General features: G+C 65.3%; 21 protein-coding genes. 5 read left to right on the top strand and 16 right to left on the bottom strand.

What is annotated here, in order from left to right:
* Positions 1–30: 30 nt before the first annotated feature.
* The 5 genes from E4M00_RS11855 to E4M00_RS11835 all read right to left on the bottom strand — a co-directional run bounded on the left by E4M00_RS11855 (position 31) and on the right by E4M00_RS11835 (position 4,988).
* Positions 31–1,029 carry an ABC transporter substrate-binding protein gene (locus E4M00_RS11855; protein WP_135120724.1) on the bottom strand — a complete coding sequence of 333 codons (999 nt, stop codon included), beginning with the start codon at positions 1,027–1,029 and terminating at the stop codon, positions 31–33.
* Between the two features lie 185 nt (positions 1,030–1,214).
* On the bottom strand, positions 1,215–2,765 hold the full coding sequence (locus E4M00_RS11850; RefSeq protein WP_135120723.1) for a sugar ABC transporter ATP-binding protein: 1,551 nt from the start codon (positions 2,763–2,765) through the stop codon (positions 1,215–1,217).
* Complete coding sequence (locus tag E4M00_RS11845) at positions 2,762–3,790, bottom strand: LacI family DNA-binding transcriptional regulator (RefSeq protein ID WP_135120722.1); 1,029 nt, start codon at positions 3,788–3,790, stop codon at positions 2,762–2,764. Before E4M00_RS11845 ends, E4M00_RS11850 begins: the two co-directional genes overlap by 4 nt.
* Positions 3,791–3,955: 165 nt before the next feature.
* Positions 3,956–4,252, bottom strand: coding sequence for a DUF2277 domain-containing protein (locus E4M00_RS11840; protein ID WP_135120721.1), 297 nt, complete (start codon positions 4,250–4,252; stop codon positions 3,956–3,958).
* 133 nt (positions 4,253–4,385) lie between these two features.
* On the bottom strand, positions 4,386–4,988 hold the full coding sequence (locus E4M00_RS11835; protein WP_135120720.1) for a TetR/AcrR family transcriptional regulator: 603 nt from the start codon (positions 4,986–4,988) through the stop codon (positions 4,386–4,388).
* A gap of 119 nt (positions 4,989–5,107) precedes the next feature.
* Between E4M00_RS11835 and E4M00_RS11830 the strand changes: the two genes are divergently transcribed.
* Together E4M00_RS11830 and E4M00_RS11825 are read left to right on the top strand one after the other, a co-directional pair.
* The gene (locus E4M00_RS11830) at positions 5,108–6,610 is read left to right on the top strand and encodes an APC family permease (protein ID WP_135120719.1); all 1,503 of its coding nucleotides are present in this window, start codon (positions 5,108–5,110) and stop codon (positions 6,608–6,610) included.
* Positions 6,607–8,283: an amidohydrolase gene (locus tag E4M00_RS11825; RefSeq protein WP_135120718.1), complete on the top strand. Its 1,677-nt coding sequence runs from the start codon at positions 6,607–6,609 to the stop codon at positions 8,281–8,283. The genes E4M00_RS11830 and E4M00_RS11825 overlap by 4 nt, the downstream gene beginning before the upstream one ends.
* A 12-nt stretch (positions 8,284–8,295) precedes the next feature.
* On the opposite strand, the gene E4M00_RS11820 is transcribed toward E4M00_RS11825, so the two are convergent.
* The 7 genes from E4M00_RS11820 to nrdH all read right to left on the bottom strand — a co-directional run bounded on the left by E4M00_RS11820 (position 8,296) and on the right by nrdH (position 17,002).
* Positions 8,296–9,255, bottom strand: coding sequence for an NAD(P)-dependent alcohol dehydrogenase (locus E4M00_RS11820; RefSeq protein WP_135120717.1), 960 nt, complete (start codon positions 9,253–9,255; stop codon positions 8,296–8,298).
* A gap of 402 nt (positions 9,256–9,657) precedes the next feature.
* Positions 9,658–10,413: a hypothetical protein gene (locus tag E4M00_RS11815; protein ID WP_135120716.1), complete on the bottom strand. Its 756-nt coding sequence runs from the start codon at positions 10,411–10,413 to the stop codon at positions 9,658–9,660.
* A 1,067-nt stretch (positions 10,414–11,480) separates the two neighbouring features.
* Positions 11,481–12,383, bottom strand: a complete 903-nt coding sequence (locus tag E4M00_RS11810; RefSeq protein WP_135120715.1) for a PX domain-containing protein — start codon at positions 12,381–12,383, stop codon at positions 11,481–11,483.
* 248 nt (positions 12,384–12,631) lie between these two features.
* Positions 12,632–13,609: a class 1b ribonucleoside-diphosphate reductase subunit beta gene (nrdF, locus tag E4M00_RS11805; RefSeq protein ID WP_055824765.1), complete on the bottom strand. Its 978-nt coding sequence runs from the start codon at positions 13,607–13,609 to the stop codon at positions 12,632–12,634.
* A 428-nt stretch (positions 13,610–14,037) separates the two neighbouring features.
* The gene (gene nrdE, locus E4M00_RS11800) at positions 14,038–16,143 is read right to left on the bottom strand and encodes a class 1b ribonucleoside-diphosphate reductase subunit alpha (protein WP_056170773.1); all 2,106 of its coding nucleotides are present in this window, start codon (positions 16,141–16,143) and stop codon (positions 14,038–14,040) included.
* Between the two features lie 26 nt (positions 16,144–16,169).
* Complete coding sequence (gene nrdI / locus E4M00_RS11795; RefSeq protein ID WP_055825747.1) at positions 16,170–16,574, bottom strand: class Ib ribonucleoside-diphosphate reductase assembly flavoprotein NrdI; 405 nt, start codon at positions 16,572–16,574, stop codon at positions 16,170–16,172.
* 194 nt (positions 16,575–16,768) lie between these two features.
* Positions 16,769–17,002: a glutaredoxin-like protein NrdH gene (nrdH, locus tag E4M00_RS11790; protein WP_055824762.1), complete on the bottom strand. Its 234-nt coding sequence runs from the start codon at positions 17,000–17,002 to the stop codon at positions 16,769–16,771.
* A 493-nt stretch (positions 17,003–17,495) separates the two neighbouring features.
* On the opposite strand from nrdH, the gene E4M00_RS11785 reads away from it, so the two are divergent.
* From E4M00_RS11785 to E4M00_RS11775, 3 genes are all read left to right on the top strand, one after another.
* A complete protein-coding gene (locus E4M00_RS11785; protein WP_135120714.1) occupies positions 17,496–17,969 on the top strand; it encodes an ArsR/SmtB family transcription factor in 474 nt (157 codons plus the stop codon).
* Positions 17,970–17,980: 11 nt separating this feature from the next.
* Positions 17,981–18,475: an SRPBCC family protein gene (locus E4M00_RS11780; protein WP_135120713.1), complete on the top strand. Its 495-nt coding sequence runs from the start codon at positions 17,981–17,983 to the stop codon at positions 18,473–18,475.
* A 133-nt stretch (positions 18,476–18,608) separates the two neighbouring features.
* Positions 18,609–18,983: a VOC family protein gene (locus E4M00_RS11775; RefSeq protein WP_055824760.1), complete on the top strand. Its 375-nt coding sequence runs from the start codon at positions 18,609–18,611 to the stop codon at positions 18,981–18,983.
* A 35-nt stretch (positions 18,984–19,018) separates the two neighbouring features.
* Here the strand turns inward: E4M00_RS11775 and E4M00_RS11770 are convergent, their stop codons facing one another.
* From E4M00_RS11770 to chvE, 4 genes are all read right to left on the bottom strand, one after another.
* A complete protein-coding gene (locus tag E4M00_RS11770; protein ID WP_204773001.1) occupies positions 19,019–20,185 on the bottom strand; it encodes a LacI family DNA-binding transcriptional regulator in 1,167 nt (388 codons plus the stop codon).
* A gap of 123 nt (positions 20,186–20,308) precedes the next feature.
* Positions 20,309–21,553 (bottom strand): multiple monosaccharide ABC transporter permease, encoded by a 1,245-nt coding sequence (mmsB, locus tag E4M00_RS11765; RefSeq protein ID WP_135120712.1) that lies wholly within the window; start codon positions 21,551–21,553, stop codon positions 20,309–20,311.
* A 53-nt stretch (positions 21,554–21,606) separates the two neighbouring features.
* Complete coding sequence (gene mmsA, locus E4M00_RS11760; protein ID WP_135120711.1) at positions 21,607–23,133, bottom strand: multiple monosaccharide ABC transporter ATP-binding protein; 1,527 nt, start codon at positions 23,131–23,133, stop codon at positions 21,607–21,609.
* A 147-nt stretch (positions 23,134–23,280) separates the two neighbouring features.
* The gene (gene chvE / locus E4M00_RS11755) at positions 23,281–24,366 is read right to left on the bottom strand and encodes a multiple monosaccharide ABC transporter substrate-binding protein (RefSeq protein WP_135120990.1); all 1,086 of its coding nucleotides are present in this window, start codon (positions 24,364–24,366) and stop codon (positions 23,281–23,283) included.
* Between the last annotated feature and the right edge of the window lie 170 nt (positions 24,367–24,536).

Genomic DNA, 24,536 nt, shown 5'->3' with positions numbered 1-24,536 from the left:
TGCTTGCCGCGCGGTGGCGGCTTCAGCCGATCAGTACTTGCGGTCGGCGAGCACTGCCTGGGCGGCCTCGGCCGAGTCGAATGCCTCGCTCGGCACGATGATGTACGACTCGACGGAGTCGCCCTCGAGCGCCTTGTTCACGACGTCGAGTGCGGTCTCTCCGAAGAGCGGGTTGTACTCGTGCACGTAGCTGAGCTGACCATCGGCGAGTGCCTGCATGGCGGCCTTCGTGCCGTCGATCGTGGCGATCTTGACGTCGACGCCCGGCTTGAGGCCGGCCTCTTCGACGGCCTGTGCGGCGCCGAGGCCCATCTCGTCGTTCTGAGCGAAGATCATCTGCACGTCGTTGTTGTTCGCCTTCAGGAGGGTCTCGGTCACGCTCTTGCCCTCTTCAGCCGACCAGTTCGCGGTCTGCGCGGCCACCTGCACGAGCTTCGAACCCTCGACGGACTCGTTCCAGCCCTCGTTGCGCTCGTTCACGACTCCGACGCCGGCCGGTCCTTCAAGGGTGATGTAGTTGCCACCATCGGGGAACTGCTCGACAGCCCAGGCTCCGACCTCCTTGGCGACCTCGACGTTGTCCGGCGCGATGCGGGTCACGTAGAGGCTGGTGTCGTCCGGCTCGATGCCGCGGTCGAGGAGGATCACCGGGATCTCAGCCTCCTGAGCACGCTTGAGAGAGTCTTCCCAACCGGATGCCTCGGTGGCGGAGAGCAGGATCACGTCGACACCCTCGTCGACGAACGACGTGAACGCGTCGATCTGCGACTTCTGGTCGAGGTTCGTCGCCGGGGCGTACTTCAGGTCGAAGCCGGCGTCTTCGGTGAACGTGTCCTGCACGTTCGTCTCGTTGGCCTCACGCCACGCACCCTCGGGTCCGACCGCGACGAAGCCGACGGTGGTGAGTTCATCCGACCCGCCGCCCGAGTCGCTCTCGCCGCCGCCGCTCGAGCACGCCGCCAGGCTGATGCTGATCGCTCCAACGGCCGCCAGGCCGAGGATCTTCGTGAAACGCCTCTGAACTGCCATGAGATCTCCTCCTTGAGATCGGCGCGATCGCGCCGGTGTCCGCCCTGCGGACTACGAGTGACTGCGGCAACGCTTGGCGCGCTCCCACGCCAGTGATGTTACCGGGAACAAAGTCGGGAACACAAGAACCCTGTTCCCGGAAACATAACGGTCTGGACACGACCGCACGGGCCCCGGATCGAGGCTTACGCGTCGTCCTCGTCGTCGGCCGCGATCATCTCGATGATGGTGTCGACACTGAGCCCGGGGCCGTTGCTCACCTCACCGATCTTGCCGCGATCCTTGAAGATCGCGATGCGGTCGCTGAGGCGCACCACCTCCTCGAGCTCCGAGGAGATGAAGACCACTGCCATGCCGTCCTTGGCCATCTCGGCGACGCGCGCCTGGATCTCGACCTTCGAGGCGATATCGATGCCGCGGGTGGGTTCATCGAGAATGAGCACATGCGGGCGGGTGGCGAGCCAGCGGGCGAGGAGCACCTTCTGCTGATTGCCACCCGAGAGCTTACGAGCCGGTCCGTCGAGGCTCGGGGCGACGATGCCGAACGACTCCACGAACCGCTCGACGAGCGCGTCGCGCTCCGCGTGCGAGATCGGCCGCGCCCACCCGCGGATCGCCTGCAGGGCGAGCACGATGTTCTCGCGCACGCTCAACTCCTCGATGATGCCGCCATCACGACGGTCCTCGCTCGCGAACGCGATGCGGTGCCGCAACGCCGCCGCCGGATTCGGCAGCCCCACCGGCCGGCCGTCGATCTGGAAGGTGCCCGAATCGTTCCGCACGACCCCCGCCAGGAGCTGGCCGAACTCCGTGCGGCCTGAGCCGCGCAGCCCGCCGAGGCCGACCACCTCTCCCCGGTGCAGCTCGAAGTCCGTTGCCCCGAACTCGCCGCGACGCCCCACACCGACCGCACGGAAGACGGGCGTGCCCGTCGGCTCGACGCGGTGAGCCCGTCGATCGGAACCGATGCGACGCAGTTCAGTGAGCTCCTTGCCGATCATCTTCGAGATGAGCACGGCGCGATCGAGCTCGCGCGTGGCGTACTCGCCCTGACCGTAGCCGTCCCGCAGCACGGTGATGCGATCGCTGAGCGCATACACCTGCTCGAGGTAGTGCGAGACGAACAGGATCGCGACACCGTGGTCGCGGAGGCGCCTCAGCGCCCGGAACAGCGTCGCCACCTCGTCGGCATCGAGGCTCGACGTCGGCTCATCGAGCACGAGCACCTTGGGGTGCGTCACCATCGCGCGCGCAATGGCCACGAGTTGTTGCAGGGCGGGAGACAGAGTCGCCACTGCCCGTAGCGGGTCCAGGTCGCCGAGCCCGAGTTCCTCGAGCACCACTGCGGCTCGGCGACGGGTCGCCGACCACGAGATCCCCCACCAACGCCGCTCCTCGTGACCGATCATCACGTTCTCGGCGATGGAGAGGTTGCCGCACAGATCGACGTCCTGGAAGGCCGCGGCGACGCCGGCAGCCTCGGCATCCGCAGTCCCCCCGAGAACCACGGGTTCTCCGTCGATGCGCACCACGCCGTCGGCGATTCGGTAGGCACCGCTCAACGCCTTCACCAGGGAGGATTTTCCGGCGCCGTTGCCGCCCATGAGCGCGTGCACCTCGCCCGGGAACAGGCGCAGGTCGACCTGGTGCAGCACGACGGTACCGCCAATCTCGACGGTGATGCCCGTCATCTCGACGACCGGCCGCGTTGCCGGATTCCGCGTCGGAGTCGTCATATCGCCCTCGGCGGAGCGGTCGAGGAACGCACGGCGAGCTCACTGGGGATCTTCGATCGCTGCGGAATCTCACGACCTTCGAGCGCAGCGTGCAGCACCTCCATCGCCTTGACTCCGAGCGCATGGAAGTCCTGCGTCACGGTGGTCAGTGGGGGGATGAAGTGGCGCGACAGGGGCAGGTCGTCGAAGCCCACGACGCTCACGTCCTCGGGCACCCTGATGCCCCGGTCGTGGAAGCCGTGCATGACGCCGAAGGCCATCGCGTCGTTCGCGACGAACATCGCGGTGTACTCGGGCACGCCGGTGAGGCCGGCGGCGTAGTCGTAGCCGAAGTCGGCGGTCCAATCGCCGACGACGATCGGCCGGGCCTTCAACCCCCACTGCTCGATGCGCAGGTGGAACGCGCGCTCCCGGCCTCGGGCGTCGAGCCAGTCGAGCGGGCCGGCGAGATGGAGGATGTCGCGGTGTCCGAGAGAGACGAGGTGATCAACCGCGAGTGTGGTTCCGAGCTGTTGGTCCACGCTGACGGTGAGGAAGTTCGGGTCCTTCGCTGCCTTGACCACGAGCACTGGCACGTCGATCGAGATGCGTCGCAGCGCCGACACCGATGACGATCGGGGGGCAACGATGCACAGCGCATCCACGCCCTCGGCGATGAGATGGCCGACCGCGCTCTCGGGCGTGAGGCTCGCGTCATCCTGCATCGCGACCGACGTGATGGAGTACCCGCTCGCACGCGCAGCGAACTCGAGCCCGCGCAGCGTGCTCGTCGGTCCGAACTCGACCGAACTGTCGACGATCACGCCGATGCGCTGGGTGCGCTGGGTCGACAGGGCGCGCGCCGCGCTGTTCGGCTTGAAGTCGAGCTGCTCGATGATCTCCAGCACCCGTTGGCGCGTGGCCGGGCGGATGTTCGGGTGTCCGTTGAGCACGCGGGAGACGGTCATGTGCGAGACGCCGGCGAGCACGGCAACCTCACGGATGCCGAGTTTCCCGGGGCGTTCCCCGCTCTCGACGTCACTCACCACCGGTCTCCTGTCTCGCGGAAGCGTCGTTGCTCGGTTCCCCGATGCTGAACCGCCGAGCCCGGCTGCTCGATGTGCGATCGACGGGGACAGCCTATGCGTTCGATGCACTCCATCATCGGTGATCGACCGTCGATCATTCCGACGCGTCGGGCGAGCCGGTCGTCACGCAGACGCGGTGCGAATCCTGACCTCGCGCTCCATGCGCTTCTCATGACGCTGCCGCCCCTTGACCGCTTCCGCCTCACGAGTCTTCGGCGGGGCATTCGTGACGAGCTCGTCGAGCATCCTCCGAGTGGCGGCAGCGATCTCATCTATCGCGCGATCGAATGCCTCAGCATTGGCGCGCGACGGATGCGTCGACCCGCTGGTCTTCCGGACGAATTGCAGAGCAGCCTCTCGCACCTCGTCGTCAGTCGTCGCCGGCGCGAAGTTGTGGAGGCAGCGGATGTTCCTACACATGCTCCGACGATACGCCGGTCCCCGACCGGTGTCAGCCTGCGAATCCAGTGGTCAGATCCTGCGGAGAATTCCCACCCCACGCTCGCTGAGGGCCGAGCGAAGCGACCGCCCGAAGCGCATTCAGACCACCCGGTCACACCGTCGTCGGGCACCCCAGGTTGTCCGCCACCGCGCGCATCGCGGCCTCCGCCGACGCCACCGTCACCAGCGAGTTCCCCGCGACGATGTGCAGCCCGTACGCATCCTCCAGCGCCACCAGGTTCATCGCCAGCTGCTCCACCGGCAGCGGCGGCACGAAGACGCCCGCCTCGACGCCCCGCTCGATCACCCCGGCGTACGTGGCCAACTGGCGGAGGTACATCCGTTCCACCAGCTCGTCGTGCAACTCGGAGGTGCCCGCGAGCACGTCGAACTCGTAGAGCAGTCGCATCAGCGCGTCATCCGGACCACTGGGCAGACCCTCACGGATGGCGGCGGCCAGCTGCTCCTGGGGCGTCGCGATGCCGGCGACGACAGCGTCACGTGCGTCGCAGAACCGCTCGAGGCCGGCGCGATGGGCTTCGCGCAGCAGCTCGTCGAGGTCGTCGTAGTAGTAGAGGATCGCTCCGCGCGTGAGCCCGGCCTGAGTGGCGACATCCGCCAGCGAGAGCGATCGCAGACCGTGTTCGGAGACTGCGGCGAGCGCTGCCTCCACGAGGTCCGCCCGCCTGGCCTCTTGCTTCTTCGGTCGCGCCATTCCTTGACACTAGCGCAAAAGAATGACACGATCCTCAGATTCCTTGACGCTGATGTCAAAGAACTCGACGCCCCGAGCACCACGCAGCAAGCACGCCCGAGCAGAGAACGGATGACCCGATGGACTCCACCGCAGCAGCCACCGAGCACGGAGCGCCGAACGGCGCCCTCCCCACGCCCGCCGAAGTCGAGCGCGCCGAGCAGCCCCGCCTCGCCCGCAGACTGGGCGTCGGCGGCAACGTGCTCATCACGCTCTCGTCCATCTCGCCCGCGTCGAGCGTCTTCATCCTCGGCGGCGCCGCCCTCGCCAGTTACGGCACCGGAGTGTTCTGGGCGTTCATCATCGCCGGCGTCGTGAGCATCCTGATCGCCTTCTGCTACGGCGAACTCGCCAGCGCCTACCCGGTGTCGGGCGGCGACTACTCGCTCGTCACCCGCGCGCTCGGCCCGGCCTTCGGCGTCGCCACCTTCTTCGTCAGCCTGGTCTCGCTGCCGCTCATCCTCGCGGTCTTCGGCCTGGGCGTCGCCGACTACCTCGGCGTCGCCATCGCCGGCCTCTCACCGCTCGGCACAGCTCTCGTGGTCGTGGCGCTGGCCACAGTCACGGCGTGCTTCAACATCCGCACCAACGCCTGGCTCACCGGCGTCTTCCTGTTCATCGAGTTCGCCGCCCTCGGCCTGCTGGCGGTGCTCGGCTTCATCCACATCGAGCGCTCGCCCGCAGCCCTGCTCAGCCCCGAGTTCCTCGATCCGTCGACGAATGCGATGGCCCCGCTCGCCATCGGCGGCCTGCTGCTGGCCGTCACGCAGGGCATCTTCGCCTACAACGGATACGGCGGAGCCGTCTACTTCTCCGAGGAGACCAAGAACGCCACCCGCTCCATCGCCAAGGCCGTCATCCTGAGCTGCGTCATCACCGTCGTGGCCGAGGTCGTTCCGCTCTCGGCCATCCTGCTCGGCGCCTCCAGCCTGCCCGCGCTGTTCGGCGACGCCCTCCCGGTCGAGTCGTTCCTCGCCGAGAACGCCGGCGACACCGTGAGCCTCATCGTGCTCATCGCCATCGCGCTGGCCATCATCAACGCCATCATCGCCATCGCCCTGCAGGCCGGCCGCCTGCTCTACACGGCCGCCCGCGACAACGCGCTCCCCCGCGCCCTGTCCCGTCCGCTCAGCCGGGTCACCTCCGGGTCGCGCGTGCCGGTCGTCGCCACCGCCACCATGGGCGCCATCGCGCTGCTCGCCTGTTTCATCCCGCTCGACGTGCTGCTCACCGCCACCGGATCCACCGTCGCCTTCAGCTACCTCTTCATCGCGCTGGCTGCCCTGATGAACCACCGGCGCAAGGCCGCGGAGGGCGCGTACCGCATGCCCCTCTTCCCGCTGCCGCCCATCGTCGCGATCGTGGTCATCGCCGGCATCATCCTGAGCGCCGTACTCGACCAGGCGCAGTGGCTCAGCCTCTCCATCTCGCTCGGCATCGTCGCCGCCGGCTTCCTCTACTACTACGCATACCTCCGGCCGCGCTCGGGCACGCACCTCGTGCTGCTCGATGCCGAAGATGAGGAGACGACGGATGCCGCCGCATCCGTCACCGACACCCACTCGACGGGACACCGCGCATGATCGACCTGCTCCTCACCGGCGGCGTCGTCCGCACCTTCGACGACGCCCAACCCACCGCCGAGGCCGTCGGCACCACCGATGGACGCATCACCTACGTCGGCCCCGCCGAAGACGCGCCATTCGCCCGGCGCACCATCGACCTCGAGGGGCGCCTGGTCACCCCCGGCATCATCGACAGCCACAACCACCTGCTGCTCGGCTTCGATGCCGACGCGGTCTCCCTCGAGGGCGCCGAGACCCTCGAGGAGGTGCGACGCCGCATCCGCACCCTCGCTGATGCCCGCCCCGACCTCGACTGGATCTGCGCCGAGAACGCCGTCTACTCCGTCGTGCCGGGCCGCCGCCCGTGCGCCGCCGACCTCGCCGGCCTCGCCGACCGCCCCGTCCTCGTCACCACCTACGACCAGCACTCCGTGTGGCTCAACGACGTGGCGGTGCGGGCCCTCGGCATCCGTCGCGCCGACAGCATCGCGTGGGGCAACCCCGAGATCGACGCGGTCACGGGCGAGCCCACCGGCTGGGTCACCGACTTCTACACGAGCGCCATGACCACCGCGGGCCTCGCCGCCCTGCAGCGCGACATCCCCATGTACTCGCCCGAGCGCCGCTATCGCAAGCTGCTCACCAGCCTGCGCATGGCCCGCGCCACGGGCATCACCACCGTCGTCGAGCCGCAGGTGCCGCTCGCCGAGATGGACCTGCTGTTCCGCGCCCGCGACGAGGGCGAACTCTCGAGCCGTGTCATCGCCGCCCTCTTCCACCCGATGGATGCGGATGCCTCCTTCCGCGCGGATCTGCGCGAGGCCGTCGACTCGGCCCCCATCGACGAGCGCCTGCGCTTCGGCCCGGTCAAGCTCTACGCCGACGACGTGATCGAGCCGCACACGGCGTGGATGCTCGACGACTACGCCAACCGCCCGGGCCACCGCGGCCACCCGAGCGCGCCCCTCGGCGAGCTCACTCGCATCGTCACCGAGCTCGACCGCCTGGGCTTCCAGACCCACACCCACGCGACGGGTGACGGCGGCATCCGCATCGCCCTCGACGCCATCGAGCACGCCGCCCGCACCAACGGCACCCGCGACCGCCGCCACGGCATCGTGCACGTCGAGTGCCTGCACCCCGACGACCTGCCCCGCTTCGCCTCTCTGGGCGTGACCGCCGCGATGCAGCCCCGGCACTGCTCCCCCGACCTCGTCGGCGGCACCTGGATGGACAACGTCGGCGAGCAGCGCTGGAGCCGAGCCTGGCGCTTCCGCTCCCTCATCGACTCGGGCGCCCACGTTGCTCTCTCGAGCGACTGGCAGGTCGGGGAGATGGATCCGCTGGTCGGCCTCTACTCAGCCCTGACCCGGGCCGCACTCGACGGTCGCTCCTCGTGGACGGATGCTGAGCGCCTCGGTCTGGATGCCGCCCTCCGCGGCTACACGGCCGAGGGCGCCTGGGCGTGGCACGCCGAGGACTCGCTCGGCGTCGTGCGTGTAGGAGCCCGCGCCGACCTTGTCACGTGGTCGTCGAACCTCTACGACCTCGAGCCCGACCCCGCCCGCCTCCTCACGGAGCGCGCCGACCTCACGATCGTGGCAGGCGAGATCGTGCACGACGCAGCGGATGCGACCTCCCTGCCGGAAGCGCCGCCGGCCGGCACGCACCACTGCTCGGCGGTAGCGTAGGGGCCCGGCGCCTCAGCTGTCGCGCACGATGACGACGACCTTGCCGAGCGCCCTCCCCTCACCGTGGAAGGCGAGAGCCGCAGGCGCCTCCGCGAGAGGGAACGTGCGGTCGATGTGGATGTCGATCGTCCCCGCGGCGCATAGGGCGGCGAGCTGGTCGAAGTTGCCTGATCCCTCGCGAACGAAGATCACTCCGAGACGTGCACGGGTGAGGGCTCCGAGGATCGTGCCGACTGTGAGCATCCGGAGCATCGTTCGCAGGGCGCCGCCGACCATCAGACACCGTCCGCGCGTGCCGAGCGTCCGCCTGTATGCGAACACCGATCGCCGCGCAACGAGGTCGATGATGAGGTCGACGGGGCCCGTGCGCGTGAAGTCGGTGCGCCGGTAGTCGATCGTCTCGTGCGCCCCCAGCCCTTCCATGAATTGGAGCTTCTCCGCGTTGTCGACCGCGGTGACGTGCATGCCCTTCGCCACCGCGAGCTGGATCATGAAACTGCCCGAGCCGCCACCGGCGCCGTTGATCAACAGCCGCTGCCCCGGCCGCCCGGACGCGATGGCCTGCTGGGCGATTGCCCCCGCCTGCGGGATGGTCGATGCCTCGGCGAATGTCAAGGCAGGCGGCTTGGGCGAGAGCGCCGTCACCGGCATCACCGCGTACTCGGCGAATCCGCCACGCTTCCGGATGTTGTCGCCGTACACCTCATCGCCGACCCGGAATCCGGCGACGCCGTTGCCGACCGCGACGATGCGTCCGGCGATGTCGGATCCGAGGATCTTGGTTCGGGGGCGTCGCAGCCCGTCGAAGCGGGCGTAGCCGGGGCTGCCCTGCAACGCCTCCCAGTCCGACAGGTTCACCGAGGTCGCGACGACCTCCACGAGAACCTCGCCCTCGCCGGGCACCGGCGTCGGCACCTCGAGGAGCTGCAGTTCATCGACGGAACCGTATCGTTCGTAAACCCAGGCGCGCACACGACAACCGTAGGTGTTCGCCGCTCGCATGGGATGGGGTATTCCGGTGCGACCGGAGGGAGTTTGCGTTCTCCTGCTCGGGCGCCATCAGACTCCACCACCTCGAATAGAGACCGATTTGGGCCGCCTGAGCGGCCGTCGTCAGGTCCGGATTGTCAGCCCGCTCTCGCTCGCACCAACAGCCTCGCGTTCGGCGACGCGTAGCCACTGAGGCCACACGTCCCAGCGCACGTCGCTGTCGCCAACATCAAGCGACGGCTTCAGGTTCTCGCTGACCGTCACTTCAAGGCGTCCTCTGTGGGCTGACCTCGGAACCATCAAGGTGCGCTCCTTTCGCGTCCGATCGAGGAGTTCCCTCCACCGGTAGGCAACCATTCCTGCCTCGCCTCGCTCGAGAGGCGGCTAGTTCAACTGCGTCAAATCACCTGGGTCGAACATGCCCAGCCGCGCCAGGTGGAGTGTATAGATGTTGCGCCGGCGAGGCTCCCCCTGAAAGGAGAAAACCTTCTCATCCACGTCGAGCAGCCCTGCGTCACGAAGCTCCTTAGTCGCCTTTGTCCAGGTGTCTTCCGATAGACCGTACTGACGGTGGCGGATACCTGGCACCCATGCGCCTTTCTGCCGTCCCCCGGTGTTCTCTCGCAAGATGATGAGCAGCGCGAGCGCACGCCCAGACAATGCGATGAGCCACCCTCGTCGCCACAGATCCGGCGGCAGGGTTATGTACGTCGTGCCGGACAACTGTTCCGTATTCCATTCCTCGCCAGAACCCCCGGGATCCAGGATGGTGGTGCTGGGCACATGCCCGGGCCGATGCTCTCGCCGGACCAGGTTCACGTCTGCGAGGTCGCTGAGAGCCTTGTTGACCCGTCGCGCGCCAGCCCCGTCAGAATCGGGCAGGTTCAACATCGCGGCTAGGTCCCTCGATGGCACACGCGTCACATGGGGATGCTTTGTCGCCATCATGAGGATGGTCAAGAGCACCTTGATTCGAACCTCCCCGCCACCTTGCAGCAACCGCGCAAGAGGGGGCCTCGCGACTTCATTCACCTGGTCACGCGCGAACGCTAGAGGCAGCCGGACGCTACTCCGCCGCTTCGAACGCTCGACGGCCTTCTCCAACAAGTCGATGGCCTGCTGCGGGGGACGCTCTACCATGCCCGTCTGAACCTTCCAAAAGCGGTGACGTGATTGGCGGGGACACTAGCAATGCTCGGGGTGCAACGGGATACTCTGTGCTGCTATGTGCTTCTCTATAAAGCCCCCGCACAACCCGTAGGAGTCTACCCGCAGATAACGTGGCGGTCAATCTGACAATAGGACGAGAGTTTACCCGTTGATAACCGGCCGGTCACCCCAACGCCGAGGTGGGGGTACAGCCGCTTGTGAAGCAAGCCCGCAGCGGCGATGCTCGAACACGAGGGCAGGAAGTCCCGCGAAGTTCGGCGCATTCCGGGCAAAGAAGGGAGGTTGATGCCATGACGCGTGGCTTTCGACTGACCGTGCGGTGGACCGCGCGGTCACTCATCATCACGCTTGAGCCCCACTAGCCAGGGGTGGGCCGCGAAAACTTTGAGAGGTGGTTGCGGTCCACCCCATTTGAACGCAGATGGCGCAAAGTCGCAAGATGAAGGTTAGGAGTCGGGATGCTCGGCCGGGCGGCGGCCGAGCATCCCGTCTCCACGATCCGAGAACTGCGATGCCCACTACGACAGAGTGGTGAAGTCTCAGACCGCACTTCAAAAGGAGTGAGATGCCGTTGAGGCTCGCGTGCGCCCATTGAACGGGGACGAAAGGAGGTGGAGGGCCTGAGCCGTTGCAACATTGGCGAAGGGTGGCAAGGTGACGACCGCCAGCGGATCTCTCGCCGGAGTAATCGGTCGGTCGCTAGCGAGTTCAGATGCTAAGCGATGCGTTCACTCTGGCGGCTGGGGCTCGGCCTATGGCCTTCAGTGAGTTTGTCGAGGCGCAGCTCTTTGGGTTGGTAGCCCCTTCGAGGGTGGCTGCTATGCCGGGATGCTCTCGAACTGCATCTGGCACAGATGCCAGACGAACCCGGCCGATCCGCGAAACGGCGAGGCGTAAGTCACACTACTTATGGAATTGGAGGTTTCCGCCTCAGTCTGTCGACTGCTAGATGGATCCTGGAATCGAAGCACTGCACTCGCACGGCCTCCATTGAAGTGGAGATTCTGGCTGCATACGATCCGCGCAAATGGCGCCGTCTAACTATCTTCGGGTTCCGGAGACGGCTGATTCGAGCCGGACGGCCCCTCACTCAGCTCATTAGACCCCCCATCGGCCTCCATCCACTCGTCGGCGTCGAGTGCCCAGAGCTCGCTCGGTGCCCAGTCGCACTCACATCCGAAAAGCTGCGATTTCTCCCTGGGGCACTCCTCTACACAGCAACCCGGGCCGTGATACTCACCGAGAGCTGCGCCACAGTCACGACAGAACGGCAGCGGCTCGTAGCCCTGCATGTGATCTTCAATCCAATAGGCCTCACTTCCCCACTTGGTCCGCAGAAAGCGAACGCCATCCAGCTCAAGGAATGTGGCGTTCTGAGCTGCGACGAGCTTTCGTGGCCAGCTGCGATGCATCTGCCGACCCCGGAACTCGATGAACTCGCGCCTGAATGACTCCGCAAGATCCATGGCCGTCTGAACGTGCTCGTCCGGGATGTGGTCGGACAACGAGCCTGAGAAGTGAGCGTCGTGGAACTTATCGAGAAACTCGAAGATCAGGAGGTAGTTTTCCCGGACCTCCTCGGCGATCAGGTCCACCTCGTAGTGGGTTATGTTGTTTCGCCACTTGATGGCGGTTTGGATGGCCTGCACATCTGCGTCATCCATCGATACCCGGGCAGTGCTGAGGCGTTGGATTGCCTTCTCAAGCCCGACCGTCAGCTTGCCTGGGCGGTCGACATCCTGCCAGATCAGTAGATCGTGCTCCTGCACGAGACGCTGCTTCAGCACAAGCTCAACGGCGTGGACCAAGTTGAGCACAGCGAACTTCCATCGTGTCGGGTCTTCTCTAGCCCGTTCCACGTAAGCGAGAGACTCCGCGAACGAGTCGTATGCATTCTCGATCAGCGAGAGCCGGAGAGGGGTTCGCTCAACTTCCAACATCTCATGACCTTACGGGTAGCAGGATCTTCGACGATGGCGGGGCCGCCCATGTCGCTGATCAAACTCGGGTGGGATAGACCGTCGCTCAGAGGTTGGCGTCGCTGCCGAGTTCGGACTGGGTACGACCAGAGCGTCGGCCGAGATCCGGTTCGCCTGCACCGACCGTGAGACATGGCATATCTCCAAAGTTGACTGTCGCAACGAAGGGCGAATGCTGCTGCATCCGCCCTTCGTCGAGCCACCAGAACTTAGAAGTCCCAGTCCTCGTCCTCGGTGGACACGGCCTTGCCGATCACGTACGACGAGCCTGACCCCGAGAAGAAGTCGTGGTTCTCGTCGGCGTTCGGGGAGAGCGCCGAGAGGATGGCGGGGTTCACATCCGTCACCGTCTTCGGGAACATCGGCTCGTAGCCCAGGTTCATGAGGGCCTTGTTGGCGTTGTAGTGCAGGAACTTCTTCACGTCTTCGGTGAGACCGACGCCGTCGTAGAGGTCCTGCGTGTACTGCACCTCGTTGTCGTAGAGCTCGTACATGAGGCTGAAGGTGTAGTCCTTCAGCTCGTCACGCTCCGCCTGGCTGACCTTCTCGAGGCCCTTCTGGAACTTGTAGCCGATGTAGTACCCGTGCACGGCCTCGTCACGGATGATCAGACGGATGAGGTCTGCCGTGTTGGTGAGCTTGGCGCGCGACGACCAGTACATGGGCAGGTAGAAGCCCGAGTAGAACAGGAACGACTCGAGCAGCGTCGAGGCGATCTTGCGCTTCAGCGGGGAGTCGCCCTGGTAGTACTCCATGACGATCGCGGCCTTCTTCTGAAGGTTCTCGTTCTCCACGCTCCAGCGGAACGCCTCGTCGATCTCCTTCGTCGAGCACAGCGTCGAGAAGATCGACGAGTAGCTCTTCGCGTGCACCGACTCCATGAACGCGATGTTCGTGTAGACGGCCTCCTCGTGCGGGGTGATCGCATCCGGAATCAGCGAGACAGCGCCCACGGTGCCCTGGATCGTGTCGAGCAGGGTGAGACCCGTGAACACGCGCATCGTGAGGGTCTGCTCCTCCTGGGTGAGCGTGTTCCACGACTGGATGTCGTTCGACAGCGGCACCTTCTCGGGCAGCCAGAAGTTGTTCACGAGGCGGTTCCACACGTCGACGTCTTTGTCGTCCTGGATCTTGTTCCAGTTGATCGCTTCGACGTGCGAGACCAGCTTGAGCTTGTCGGGGGTCATGATCTTCTCTCGAATGATTCGACGAGAACCGTGGCCCGCTCACTCGTGCTGAGCGAACCACAGTCCTACGTTGGGCTAATCAGTTGTAATGGTAGGGCTTGAGGCAGGGCATCGGCCCGCCGCAGCACTTACAGCTGTTGTCCGCGCTCTTACGTGAAGTCTTCAAAGGCGAAGCCTCCTTTGCGGTCCCACTCAGGTCAGCAGCACGAGCACTGACCCTACTGGCCCCCTCAGTGGTGTTGCTGAGGTCTCTGGAGCGCGTGTAGAGTTATCAATGACGAAATCGAATTCTCTACTGCGAACCAGAACTTAAGTTCAATGTTTAGTTATTCACGCAGGGCCGGATGTTTCAGCATCCGGCCCTTCTCCGTTTAACCCACGAAAAAGCACGGGTGAAGCGACCGACGTCGCCTCACCCGTGCTTCTCATCACAATGCGCAGGAGACGCACATCTCGAGCTCGGTGCCCTCGAGGGCCATCTGACGCAGGCGGATGTAGTAGATCGTCTTGATCCCCTTCTTCCATGCGTAGATCTGCGCCTTGTTGATGTCGCGCGTGGTCGCGGTGTCCTTGAAGAACAGCGTGAGCGAGAGGCCCTGGTCGACGTGCTGCGTTGCCGCGGCGTAGGTGTCGATGACCTTCTCGGCACCGATCTCGTAGGCGTCCTGGTAGTAGTCCAGGTTGTCGTTCGTCATGAACGGCGCCGGGAAGTACACGCGGCCCAGCTTGCCTTCCTTGCGGATCTCGATCTTCGCGGCGATCGGGTGGATCGACGCGGTCGAGTTGTTGATGTACGAGATCGATCCGGTGGGCGGCACAGCCTGCAGGTTCTGGTTGTAGATGCCGTACTGCTGAACGGATGCCTTCAGCTCGCGCCAGTCGTCCTGCGTGGGGATGTGCACGCCCGACTGCTCGAACAGCTCAGCACCGCGGGCGGTCGACGGAAGCCACTCGGCATCCGTGTACTTGTCGAAGAACTCTCCCGACGCGTACTTGGAGTCCTCGAAGCCCACGAAGGTCTCACCGCGCTCCTTGGCGATGTTGTTCGAGGCACGCAGGGCGTGGAACAGCACCGTGTAGAAGTAGATGTTCGTGAAGTCGATGCCCTCTTCGGAGCCGTAGTAGATGCGCTCACGAGCGAGGTAGCCGTGCAGGTTCATCTGGCCGAGGCCGATGGCGTGGCTCTTGTCGTTGCCGTCTTCGATCGAGCGGACGGATGCGATGTGGCTCATGTTCGAGACGGCGGTGAGGCCGCGGATGGCGGTCTCGACGGTGCTGCCGAAGTCGGGCGAGTCCATGGTGAGGGCGATATTCAGCGAACCGAGGTTGCAGCTGATGTCCTTGCCGATGACGTTGTAGCTGAGGTCCTCGTTGTAGGTCGTGGGGGTGTTGACCTGGAGGATCTCGCTGCAGAGGTTCGACATGTTGATGCGGCCCTTGATGGGGTTCGCCTTGTTCACCGTGTCTTCGAACACGATGTAGGGGTAGCCGCTCTCGAACTGGATCTCGGCGAGGGTCTGGAAGAACTCACGCGCGTTGATCTTGGTCTTCTTGATGCGCGGGTCGTCGACCATCTCGCGGTACTTCTCGCTGATCGAGATGTCGCCGAAGGGCAGGCCGTAGACCTTCTCGACGTCGTACGGGGAGAACAGGTACATGTCCTCGCCGTTCTTGGCGAGCTCGAAGGTGATGTCGGGAACGACGACACCGAGCGAGAGCGTCTTGATGCGGATCTTCTCGTCGGCGTTCTCGCGCTTGGTGTCGAGGAACTTCATGATGTCGGGGTGGTGCGCGCTCAGGTACACGGCTCCTGCACCCTGGCGGGCACCGAGCTGGTTGGCGTAGCTGAAGCTGTCTTCGAGGAGCTTCATCACGGGGATGATGCCGCTGGACTGGTTCTCGATCTGCTTGATCGGGGCGCCGGCCTCGCGGATGTTGGAGAGCGAGAGAGCCACGCCGCCGCCGCGCTTGGAGAGCTGCAGGGCGGAGTTGATGCCGCGCGAGATCGACTCCATGTTGTCTTCGATGCGCAGCAGGAAGCAGGAGACGAGCTCACCGCGCTGCGCCTTGCCCGTGTTGAGGAACGTGGGGGTGGCCGGCTGGAAGCGGCCTCCGATGATCTCCTCGACGAGGTTCACGGCGAGCTTCTCGTCGCCCTGGGCGAGGCCGAGCGCGGTCATCACGACGCGGTCCTCGAAGCGCTCGAGGTAGCGCTTGCCGTCGAAGGTCTTGAGCGTGTAGCTCGTGTAGTACTTGAACGCACCGAGGAACGTGTCGAAGCGGAACTTCTTCGAGTAGGCCAGGTCGTTGAGCTTCGTGATGAACTCGAACGAGTACTGGTCGAGCACGGCGGCCTCGTAGTACTCCTTCTCGACGAGGTAGTCGAGGCGCTCCTTGAGCGAGTGGAAGAACACCGTGTTCTGGTTCACGTGCTGCAGGAAGTACTCCCGCGCAGCTTCGCGATCCTTGTCGAACTGGATCTGTCCGTCGTCGCCGTAGAGGTTGAGCATCGCGTTGAGCGAGTGGTAGTCCATGCCCACGCGCGGCGCGTCGATCACGGCTACGCCGCTGTCAGTTGCGTTGACCAAAATGCTTCCAATCCTTCGTTGACGGCGGTGACGTCGTCGGGTGTTCCGAATACTTCGAATCGATAGAGGTGCGGCACGTGGCACTTGGCCGCGATGATGTCCCCGGCAAGGCAGTAGCCCTCGCCGAAGTTGGTGTTGCCTGCGCCGATCACGCCGCGGATCAGCATCCGGTTGCCCGGATCATTGAGAAAACGGATGACCTGCTTGGGTACTGCGCCGTCCCCGTCTCCCCCGCCATAGGTGGGGAGGACGAGCACGTAGGGTTCGTGCACGGTCAGCGGAGCATCCCGCGGGTACAGCGGGATGCGTGCTGCCGGTCGGCCGAGCTTCTGGATGAATCGGTGCGTATTGCCCGAGACGCTCGAGAAGTAGACCAGGTTGACGTGGTCGGATGATGCGGCCGGGTTGTCGGTCGCGGTGTTTCCGTTGCCGGTGACGTCAGCGCCGGCGGCGTTCGTGGGGCGGGCCACAGAAGGGCTCGCGTTCTTGGTGTCCACCGCGCATCCTCCTTGTTCTCCGGTGACGCGGATATTCGATTGCTGCGTCGATACCGAGGAACGGATGCGGCGGATCAGGCCAGGCGCGAAGCCAGCTCGCTGATCTTGTCGGGGCGGAAGCCCGACCAGTGGTCCTCATCCGTGATGACGACCGGGGCCTGCAGGTAGCCGAGTTCCTTGACGGCGGCCAGAGCGTTCTCATCGACCGAAAGGTCGAGAACCTCGTACTCAACGCCCTTGGCGTCGAGAGCGCGGTACGTGGCCGTGCACTGAACACACGAAGGCTTCGTGTAGACCGTTACCGTCATTTCTCTGACCCCTTTTGGCTCGTTCTGAGTTGTTGTCTTGCTGTACTTCAATACTACATCTAGTGCTTCCCGAAAGGAACGCCCACAAGATGCAGTAGTTACATCCGTGTAGTTCTCCACAGGTAATTCACCTGTTTTCAACAGGCCCGCGGATGCGGATCGGCTTGTTTCCGGCCTTCGCGAGGGAGTTATTCACAGCCCCCACTTTGGGAATTCCACGTGTTGTGGAATTGCACCGGGCGTGTCGCGCCATGTTGCCGCGTAGTGCTGCTTCGGCGCCCGACCCCTACATGTTGTGTTGTGCTGCACACTCTTCCACCACCCACCGACACTGGGCGCGCACGACGCGCGGGGGTGTTCGAGGGGTGGCGCCCTGGGGTAGCCGATTGCACCATCCCGTCAGTTCTCAACCGATGGGTTGACGATGACACCGCATACGCGTACTGTGTCGTAAACCAAGCGGTTGACGAACAATTAAGGCGGCACAGAAGACATGAGCACCACGAACGCAGCGCACGCACTGGACGACCAGCGGCTCACCCAGGTGTTCAGCGCGCTCGCCGATCCGACGCGGCGCGACATCGTGGTGCGGCTCTCGGTAGCCGACGCGACGGTGGGCGAGCTCGCCGAGCCGTACGCCGTGTCGGTGCAGGCCGTCTCGAAGCACCTGCGCGTGCTCGAGGACGCCGGCCTGGTGAGCCGCGACGGCGACGGATTCCGCTCCCGCCGCCACCTGGAGGCCGAGGTGTTCGACATGATGACCGCCTGGATCGAGAAGTACCGCCGCACCGCGGAGGGCCGGTTCCGCCGCCTCGACGCCGTGCTCGCCGAGATGGGCGAGGCCGAGGAGGCGGCGGGCACGGGCGGCGCGCCCGCGGCATCCGTCACCCGAGACTCCAGGGAAACCTCCCCCACCACTCGCACGACCAGCACCAGCACCACCACCAACCGCACCACCGATAAGTAAGGAGCAGCACCATGGCCACGACGACCACCCCCGACACGACGATCGAGGTCGACCCGAACCTGCCGACCATCCGCATCGTGCGTGAGTTCGATGCCCCGCGCGAGCGCGTGTTCCGCGCATGGACCGACCCCGAGCTCTACGCCCGCTGGCTCGGACCCGACGACATCACCACCGAGATCGCCCAGTGGGACGCCCGCACCGGCGGCGCCTGGCGCTGGTCGAACTCCCGCGACGGACGCGAGCTCGCCGTCTTCTGGGGCTCGTTCCACGAGGTGCGGCTGAACGACCGCATCGTGCAGACCGTCACCTTCGACGAGTACCCCGACGGCGTCTGCCTCGAGACGATCCTGTTCGAGGATCTCGGCGACGGCCGCACCCGCGTCACCGACATCTCGCTGGTCGACTCGCTCGAGACCCGGGACGGCATGGTCGCGTCGGGCATGGAGCACGGCGTGATCGCCGGCTACGCGAAGCTCGACGCGCTGCTTGCCGGCGGCGACGCCTGAGGAACACGGCCTCTCGACCTGCCACTCGAACGCCCGCGCATCCGTCTCTCTCGAACGGATGCGCGGGCGTTTCGCATGTCGGTGGTGCGGGCTAGCGTGAAGGTATCCCACCCAGATACAAAGGAGTAGCGCCATGGACTGGAAGATCGAGCTCATCTTCGTGCCGGTGACCGATGTCGATCGGGCCAAGGAGTTCTACGTCGACAAGGTCGGCTTCACGCTCGACCACGACCAGACGCCGTTCGAGGGCCTGCGCTTCGTGCAGCTCACTCCCCCGGGCTCGGCGTGCTCGATCGCGTTCGGCACCGGGCTCGGCGTGCAGTTGGAGCCCGGCCAGCAGAACACGATCCAGGTCGTGGTTCCGGATGCCGCAGAGGCTCGCGCGCACCTCCTCGCGAACGGCGTCGAGGCCTCCGAGGTCGACCCGCAGGCCTGGGGCAACTTCGTCACCTTCGCCGACCCCGACGGCAACACGTGGACGCTGCAGGAGCTGCCGAAGCGCGACTGAACGCTGGCCCGCGGCTGAACGCTCCCGGTCGCGCGTCAGCGGGCGGAGCGCGCCGCCCCGGTGCGCGGCGGCGCCGTACTCTCGCGCACGACCATCTCCGAGACCCGGCCGGCACGATCACCGGCCTTCTGCTCGTCTACGAGCACGTCGAGCACGACGGCCATGATGTCGCGTCCGAGCCCGCTGAAGTCCTGCCGCATCGTCGAGAGCGGTGGTGCGAAGTGCGCGGCCTCGGGGATGTCGTCGAAGCCCATCACGCTCACCTCGCCCGGAACGCGCACGCCGGCATCCCGGAAGGCGTGCAGCACCCCGAGGGCCATCTGGTCGTTGCCGACGAACACGGCGGTGGGGAGCGGATGGGCTGGGTCGCGGGCACCGATCATCGCCCGCCCGGCCGCATATCCGCTCGTCGACTGCCAGTCACCGATGATCGCGGGGCGCTGCGGCAGGGCATGGGCCGCGAGGGTGTCGCTCCAGGCGCGCACTCGCTCGGTCGCATCCATGGAGTCGGCGGGACCTGCGACGTGCGCGATGTCGGTGTGGCCGATCGAGATGAGGTACTCCACCGCGAGCCGGGCGCCCTCGTACTGGTTCATGGCCACGCGGTGGAAGCCCCCGACGTCCTCGGAGGAGACCGCGATCAACGGCACCGAGCGCTCGATGCCGCGGATGATGTCGAGCGCCTGCCGCTCGCCCGAGATGAGCACGATGGCCTCGACGTTGTGGCGCACCATCATCTGCACGGCGGCACGAAGCGAGGCGGCGTCGAAGTCACGCATGCCGGCCTGCGTCACCGTGTAGTTCGCGGCGTGCGCGGCCTCGTTGAAGGCGAGCGCGGCGTTCGACGGGCCGTAGTCGGGCCGGCCGGCCTGGATCAGGCCGATGGTCTGCGAGCGACGCGACGCGAGCGTGCGGGCGGCCGGCGACGGCACGTACGAGAGCTCGGTCATTGCCTGCTCGACCCGCACCCGGGTCGACGCGCGCACACCCGGCAGGTTGTTGAGCACCCTCGAGACGGTCTGGTGCGAGACCCCGGCGACTCGCGCGACGTCGAACATGGTCGCCGCGCGCACACTCCCGGCTGGCGAGACCGACCCGGTGACGGATGCCGCAACACCGGCAGCGGCACCGCCTGCACCATCGGCAGGGCCAGCACCGCCGGCAGGCGCACCCGCAGGCTCAGCGGCATCCGTTGCGCTCATCACGCGTCTCCCCCTCGAGATCAGAAAAGTTCAAGCACCCACTGCGGGCAGCGGAGCGGCCAACGGCGGCCGGACTTCCTCAGCCCGGCCGCCGCCGTCCCACCACCACCACAGAGGAGGGACCTACTGGCCGCCGGAGCGACGCTTGTTGTAGACATCGAAGGCCACGGCGAGAAGGAGCACGAGGCCCTTCACTGCCTGCTGCCACTCGATGCCGATACCCATGATCGACATGCCGTTGTTCAGCACACCGATGATCAGACCACCGATGATCGCGCCGCCGATGGTGCCGACACCACCCTGCACTGCTGCTCCACCGATGAAGGCTGCGGAGATGGCCTCGAGCTCGAAGCCGTCACCCGCCTTCGGTCCAGCGAGGTTGAGGCGGGCGGTGAAGATGAGACCGGCGAGGGCGGCGAGGAAGCCCATGTTCACGAACAGCCAGAAGTCGACCCGGCGGGTCTTGATGCCCGAAAGCTCGGCCGCGTGGCGGTTGCCACCGATCGCGTAGATGTGACGGCCGAACACCGAGCGGTTCATGATCACGCCGTAGACCATGACGAGCACGGCCAGGATGATGAGCGTGACCGGGATGCCCTTGTACGAGGCGAGCGCGTAGGTGAAGAAGCCGATGGCGACCGAGACGAGCACGAGCTTGGTGATGAACCAGACGATCGGCTCCACCTCCTGGCCGTACTTCTGGCGTCCGCGGCGGGTGCGCAACTGCTGAACGATGAGCGCGACGATGGCCAGCGCACCGATTCCGAGGGTGAAGATGTCGGGGTCGGATTCGCCGAAGATGCCGTTGACGAAGCCGTTGCCGAGGGCGCGGTACTCCGTGGGGAACGAGCCGATGTTGGCGTTACCGAGAACGACGAGCGCCAGGCCTCGGAAGATGAGCATGCCGGCCAGCGTCACGATGAACGCTGGAATGCCGACGTAGGCGATCCAGAAGCCCTGCCAGACACCGACCGCGGCACCGATCGCGAGCGACAGGATGACGGCCAGCCACCAGGGCATGCCCCAGGTGACGGCGAACAGGCCGGAGCAGGCGCCGACGAACGCGGCGACGGATCCGACGGACAGGTCGATGTGGCCCGCGATGATGACCATCACCATGCCGATGGCGAGAACGAGGATGTAGCCGTTCTGCACGATCAGGTTGGAGATGTTCTGCGGGCGCAGCAGGATGCCGTCGGTCAGGAACGAGAACAGCACCACCACGATGATGAGGGCAATGAAGATGCCGTTCTTGCCGAGGTCGCTCAGGATGTGGCTGAGGCGGTCGGTGAACTTGTTCTGGATGGGGTTGACGTTGCCGCCCTCGACCCGGGTCTCGGTCTGAAGTGGAGCGTTGGGATCTGACATTGTGATGTCTCCTCTTGGAAGGTGCGTGGAGCGAAGGCCGGCCAGCGACGCCGCTAGCGGGGCTTCTCCATGGTCATGAGCTTGAGAACGGCTTCGGGGGTCGCCTCGTCGATGGGCAGTTCCCCGGTGATGCGTCCCTCGGAGAGGGCGTAGATGCGATCGCAGATGCCGAGAAGTTCAGGCAGCTCGGAGGAGATGACGATGACGCCCTTGCCCTCGGATGCCAGCCTGTTGATGATCGTGTAGATCTCGTACTTCGCACCGACGTCGATGCCGCGGGTGGGCTCGTCGAGGATGAGGACATCCGGGTCGGAGTAGATCCACTTCGACAGCACGACCTTCTGCTGGTTGCCGCCCGAGAGCTTGCCGGTCTTCACGAGCACGTTCGGCGCCTTGATGTTCATCGAGGTGCGGTACTCGTTGGCGACCTTGAACTCCTCGTTGTCGTGCACGAGGCCGTACTTCTCGAGCTTGCCGAGCGAGGCCATCGAGATGTTGCGCTTGATGTCCTCGATGAGGTTGAGGCCGTAGGTCTTGCGGTCCTCGGTGGCGTACGCGATGCCGTTGTCGATCGCCTCGGACACCGTACGGGTCTTGATCTCCTTGCCGCGCTTGAACACCTTGCCGGAGATGCGCGATCCGTAGGTCTGACCGAACAGGCTCATCGCGAACTCCGTGCGACCGGCGCCCATGAGGCCGGCGATGCCGACGATCTCGCCGGCGCTCACGGTGATGTTCACGTTGTCGACCATCACGCGCGAGGTGTCCTGCGGGTGGTGCGCCGTCCAGTCCTCGACCCGCAGCAGCTCCTCGCCGATGTTCGGCGTGTGCTCCGGGTAGCGGTGCTCGAGGTCGCGACCGACCATGTCCTTGATGATGCGCTCTTCGGAGACATCGGCCTTGGCGATCGTCTCGATCGACTTGCCGTCACGGATGACCGTCACGGTGTCGGCGATCTTCTTGATCTCGTTGAGCTTGTGGCTGATGATGATCGACGTGATGCCCTGTTCCTTGAGGTGCAGGATCAGGTCGAGCAGGTGATCGGAGTCCTCGTCGTTCAGGGCCGCTGTCGGCTCGTCGAGGATGAGCAGCTTCACTCGCTTGGAGAGCGCCTTGGCGATCTCCACGAGCTGCTGCTTGCCGACGCCGATGTTCATGATCTTCGTCGTCGGGTTGTCACGGAGGCCGACGCGGTGCAGCAGCGTCTGGGCCTCGTGGTTGGTCTTGTTCCAGTCGATGAGGCCGCCGCGGCCCTTGACCTCGTTGTTGAGGAAGATGTTCTCGGCGATCGACAGGTAGGGGCTGAGAGCCAGCTCCTGGTGGATGATGACGATGCCCTTGGCCTCGCTGTCGGTGATGTCCTTGAACTCCACCACCTCATCCTCGAAGACGATGTCGCCTTCGTAGGTTCCGTGCCCGTAGACGCCCGAGAGCACCTTCATGAGTGTGGACTTTCCGGCGCCGTTCTCGCCGCAGATGGCGTGGACCTCACCGCGGTTGACCTCGAGGGTCACCTCCGAGAGCGCCTTCACGCCGGGGAACGTCTTCGTGATGCCGCGCATCTCGAGAATGTTCGTCATTCGTTTTCCTGCTTCCTCGCCGGGTGCTCCGGGACGGACGGGAGTGGTGATGCGACTTCGGCGTGCCGGGGCCTGCTGCGAGATTACTCGCACCCAGGCCCCGACACGCTTCAGTCGATCATCGGGACGATCGGGTGATCGACGGACTTAGCCGTTGATCTCCTCTTCGGTCCAGTAGCCGCTGTCGACCAGGATCTCGTTGATGTTGTCCTTGACGACGATCTGCGACTCGAGCAGGTACGACGGAACGACCTTCTTGCCGTTGTCGTAGTCCTCGGTGTTGTTGACCTCGGGCTCCTCACCGTTCAGCAGGGCGGTCGCCATGTCCACGGCCACGACCGCGAGCTTGCGGGTGTCCTTGAAGATGGTGGCGTACTGCTCACCGGAGTTGATGGCCTTGACCGAGTCGAGCTCGGCGTCCTGGCCGGAGATGAAGGGCCACTCGGCGCCGACGGTGTAGCCGGCGTCGGTCAGAGCCGAGATGATGCCTCGCGACAGACCGTCGTAGGGCGAGAGCACGGCGTTGACCTTCGAGCCATCGGAGTAGCTCTTGGTGAGGATGTCCTCCATGCGGCTCTGTGCGACCTCGCCGTCCCAGCGCAGCGTTGCAGCCTGCTGGAAGTCGGTCTGGCCGCTCTTGACGACGAGGGTTCCGTCATCGATCAGGGGCTGCAGGGTGTCGATCGCACCGTTCCAGAAGAACGTGGCGTTGTTGTCGTCGGGCGAACCGGCGAACAGCTCGATGTTGAACGGTCCCTTGGGTGCGTCAGCGACGGGAGCGCCCTCGAGGTCCACGAGGCCGAGGCCGCTGAGGATCGAGTTGGCCTGCTGCACGCCGACCTTGTAGTTGTCGAACGAGGCGTAGTAGTCCACGTTCTCGCTGTCGCGGATGAGGCGGTCGTAGGCGATGATCGGGATGTCCGCGTCAGCGGCATCCTGCAGCACCTGCGTCAGCGTGGTTCCGTCGATCGAAGCGATGATCAGGGCCTCTGCACCCTTGGTGATCATGTTCTCGATCTGCGAGACCTGCGTGGGGATGTCGTCCTCTGCGTACTGCAGGTCGACCTTGAAGCCCTCGGCCTCGAGCTGCTCCTTGACGGCGTCGCCGTCCTGGATCCAGCGCTCGGAGCTCTTGGTGGGCATCGCGACGCCGATGAGGCCGCCGTCTCCCTTGGCACCCTCGGTGGCGCCGCCGCCGGCGCCACCGCCGGAGCAAGCCGCGAGAGCGAGCATCGAGCCCGCTGCCAGCGTGGCGAGAAGAACCTTCTTGGTGGTCTTCACTGTGTTTCCTTTCACTGATGGACACCGTTGTTCACTTGGTGAGGTGCGGATCCGGTGTCGTCCATGAATCACCGGATCCCGTGAGCCGCTCGGCCGGGTGACCGTGCGGCGGGTTTGTTGAG

This window comes from Orlajensenia leifsoniae (assembly GCF_004570845.1).
In the GTDB taxonomy this organism is placed as follows: Bacteria; Actinomycetota; Actinomycetes; order Actinomycetales; family Microbacteriaceae; genus Orlajensenia; species Orlajensenia leifsoniae.
The sequence above is the reverse complement of the archived record's forward strand: the minus strand, read 5'-3'. Positions and strand labels throughout refer to the sequence as shown.

Bases quoted from the DNA above. Each gene is read 5' to 3' on its own strand.
- chvE (WP_135120990.1), bottom strand. From the start codon at position 24,366: ATGCTCGCTCTCGCGGCTTGCTCCGGCGGTGGCGCCGGCGGCGGCGCC.
- nrdF (WP_055824765.1), bottom strand. From the start codon at position 13,609: ATGACCCCCGACAAGCTCAAGCTGGTCTCGCACGTCGAAGCGATCAAC.
- E4M00_RS11775 (WP_055824760.1), top strand. From the start codon at position 18,609: ATGGACTGGAAGATCGAGCTCATCTTCGTGCCGGTGACCGATGTCGAT.
- mmsA (WP_135120711.1), bottom strand. From the start codon at position 23,133: ATGACGAACATTCTCGAGATGCGCGGCATCACGAAGACGTTCCCCGGC.
- E4M00_RS11850 (WP_135120723.1), bottom strand. From the start codon at position 2,765: ATGACGACTCCGACGCGGAATCCGGCAACGCGGCCGGTCGTCGAGATG.
- E4M00_RS11780 (WP_135120713.1), top strand. From the start codon at position 17,981: ATGGCCACGACGACCACCCCCGACACGACGATCGAGGTCGACCCGAAC.
- E4M00_RS11835 (WP_135120720.1), bottom strand. From the start codon at position 4,988: ATGGCGCGACCGAAGAAGCAAGAGGCCAGGCGGGCGGACCTCGTGGAG.
- nrdE (WP_056170773.1), bottom strand. From the start codon at position 16,143: ATGGACTACCACTCGCTCAACGCGATGCTCAACCTCTACGGCGACGAC.
- E4M00_RS11840 (WP_135120721.1), bottom strand. From the start codon at position 4,252: ATGTGTAGGAACATCCGCTGCCTCCACAACTTCGCGCCGGCGACGACT.
- E4M00_RS11770 (WP_204773001.1), bottom strand. From the start codon at position 20,185: ATGAGCGCAACGGATGCCGCTGAGCCTGCGGGTGCGCCTGCCGGCGGT.
- mmsB (WP_135120712.1), bottom strand. From the start codon at position 21,553: ATGTCAGATCCCAACGCTCCACTTCAGACCGAGACCCGGGTCGAGGGC.
- E4M00_RS11825 (WP_135120718.1), top strand. From the start codon at position 6,607: ATGATCGACCTGCTCCTCACCGGCGGCGTCGTCCGCACCTTCGACGAC.
- E4M00_RS11810 (WP_135120715.1), bottom strand. From the start codon at position 12,383: ATGTTGGAAGTTGAGCGAACCCCTCTCCGGCTCTCGCTGATCGAGAAT.
- E4M00_RS11785 (WP_135120714.1), top strand. From the start codon at position 17,496: ATGAGCACCACGAACGCAGCGCACGCACTGGACGACCAGCGGCTCACC.
- E4M00_RS11830 (WP_135120719.1), top strand. From the start codon at position 5,108: ATGGACTCCACCGCAGCAGCCACCGAGCACGGAGCGCCGAACGGCGCC.
- E4M00_RS11855 (WP_135120724.1), bottom strand. From the start codon at position 1,029: ATGGCAGTTCAGAGGCGTTTCACGAAGATCCTCGGCCTGGCGGCCGTT.
- nrdH (WP_055824762.1), bottom strand. From the start codon at position 17,002: ATGACGGTAACGGTCTACACGAAGCCTTCGTGTGTTCAGTGCACGGCC.
- E4M00_RS11815 (WP_135120716.1), bottom strand. From the start codon at position 10,413: ATGGTAGAGCGTCCCCCGCAGCAGGCCATCGACTTGTTGGAGAAGGCC.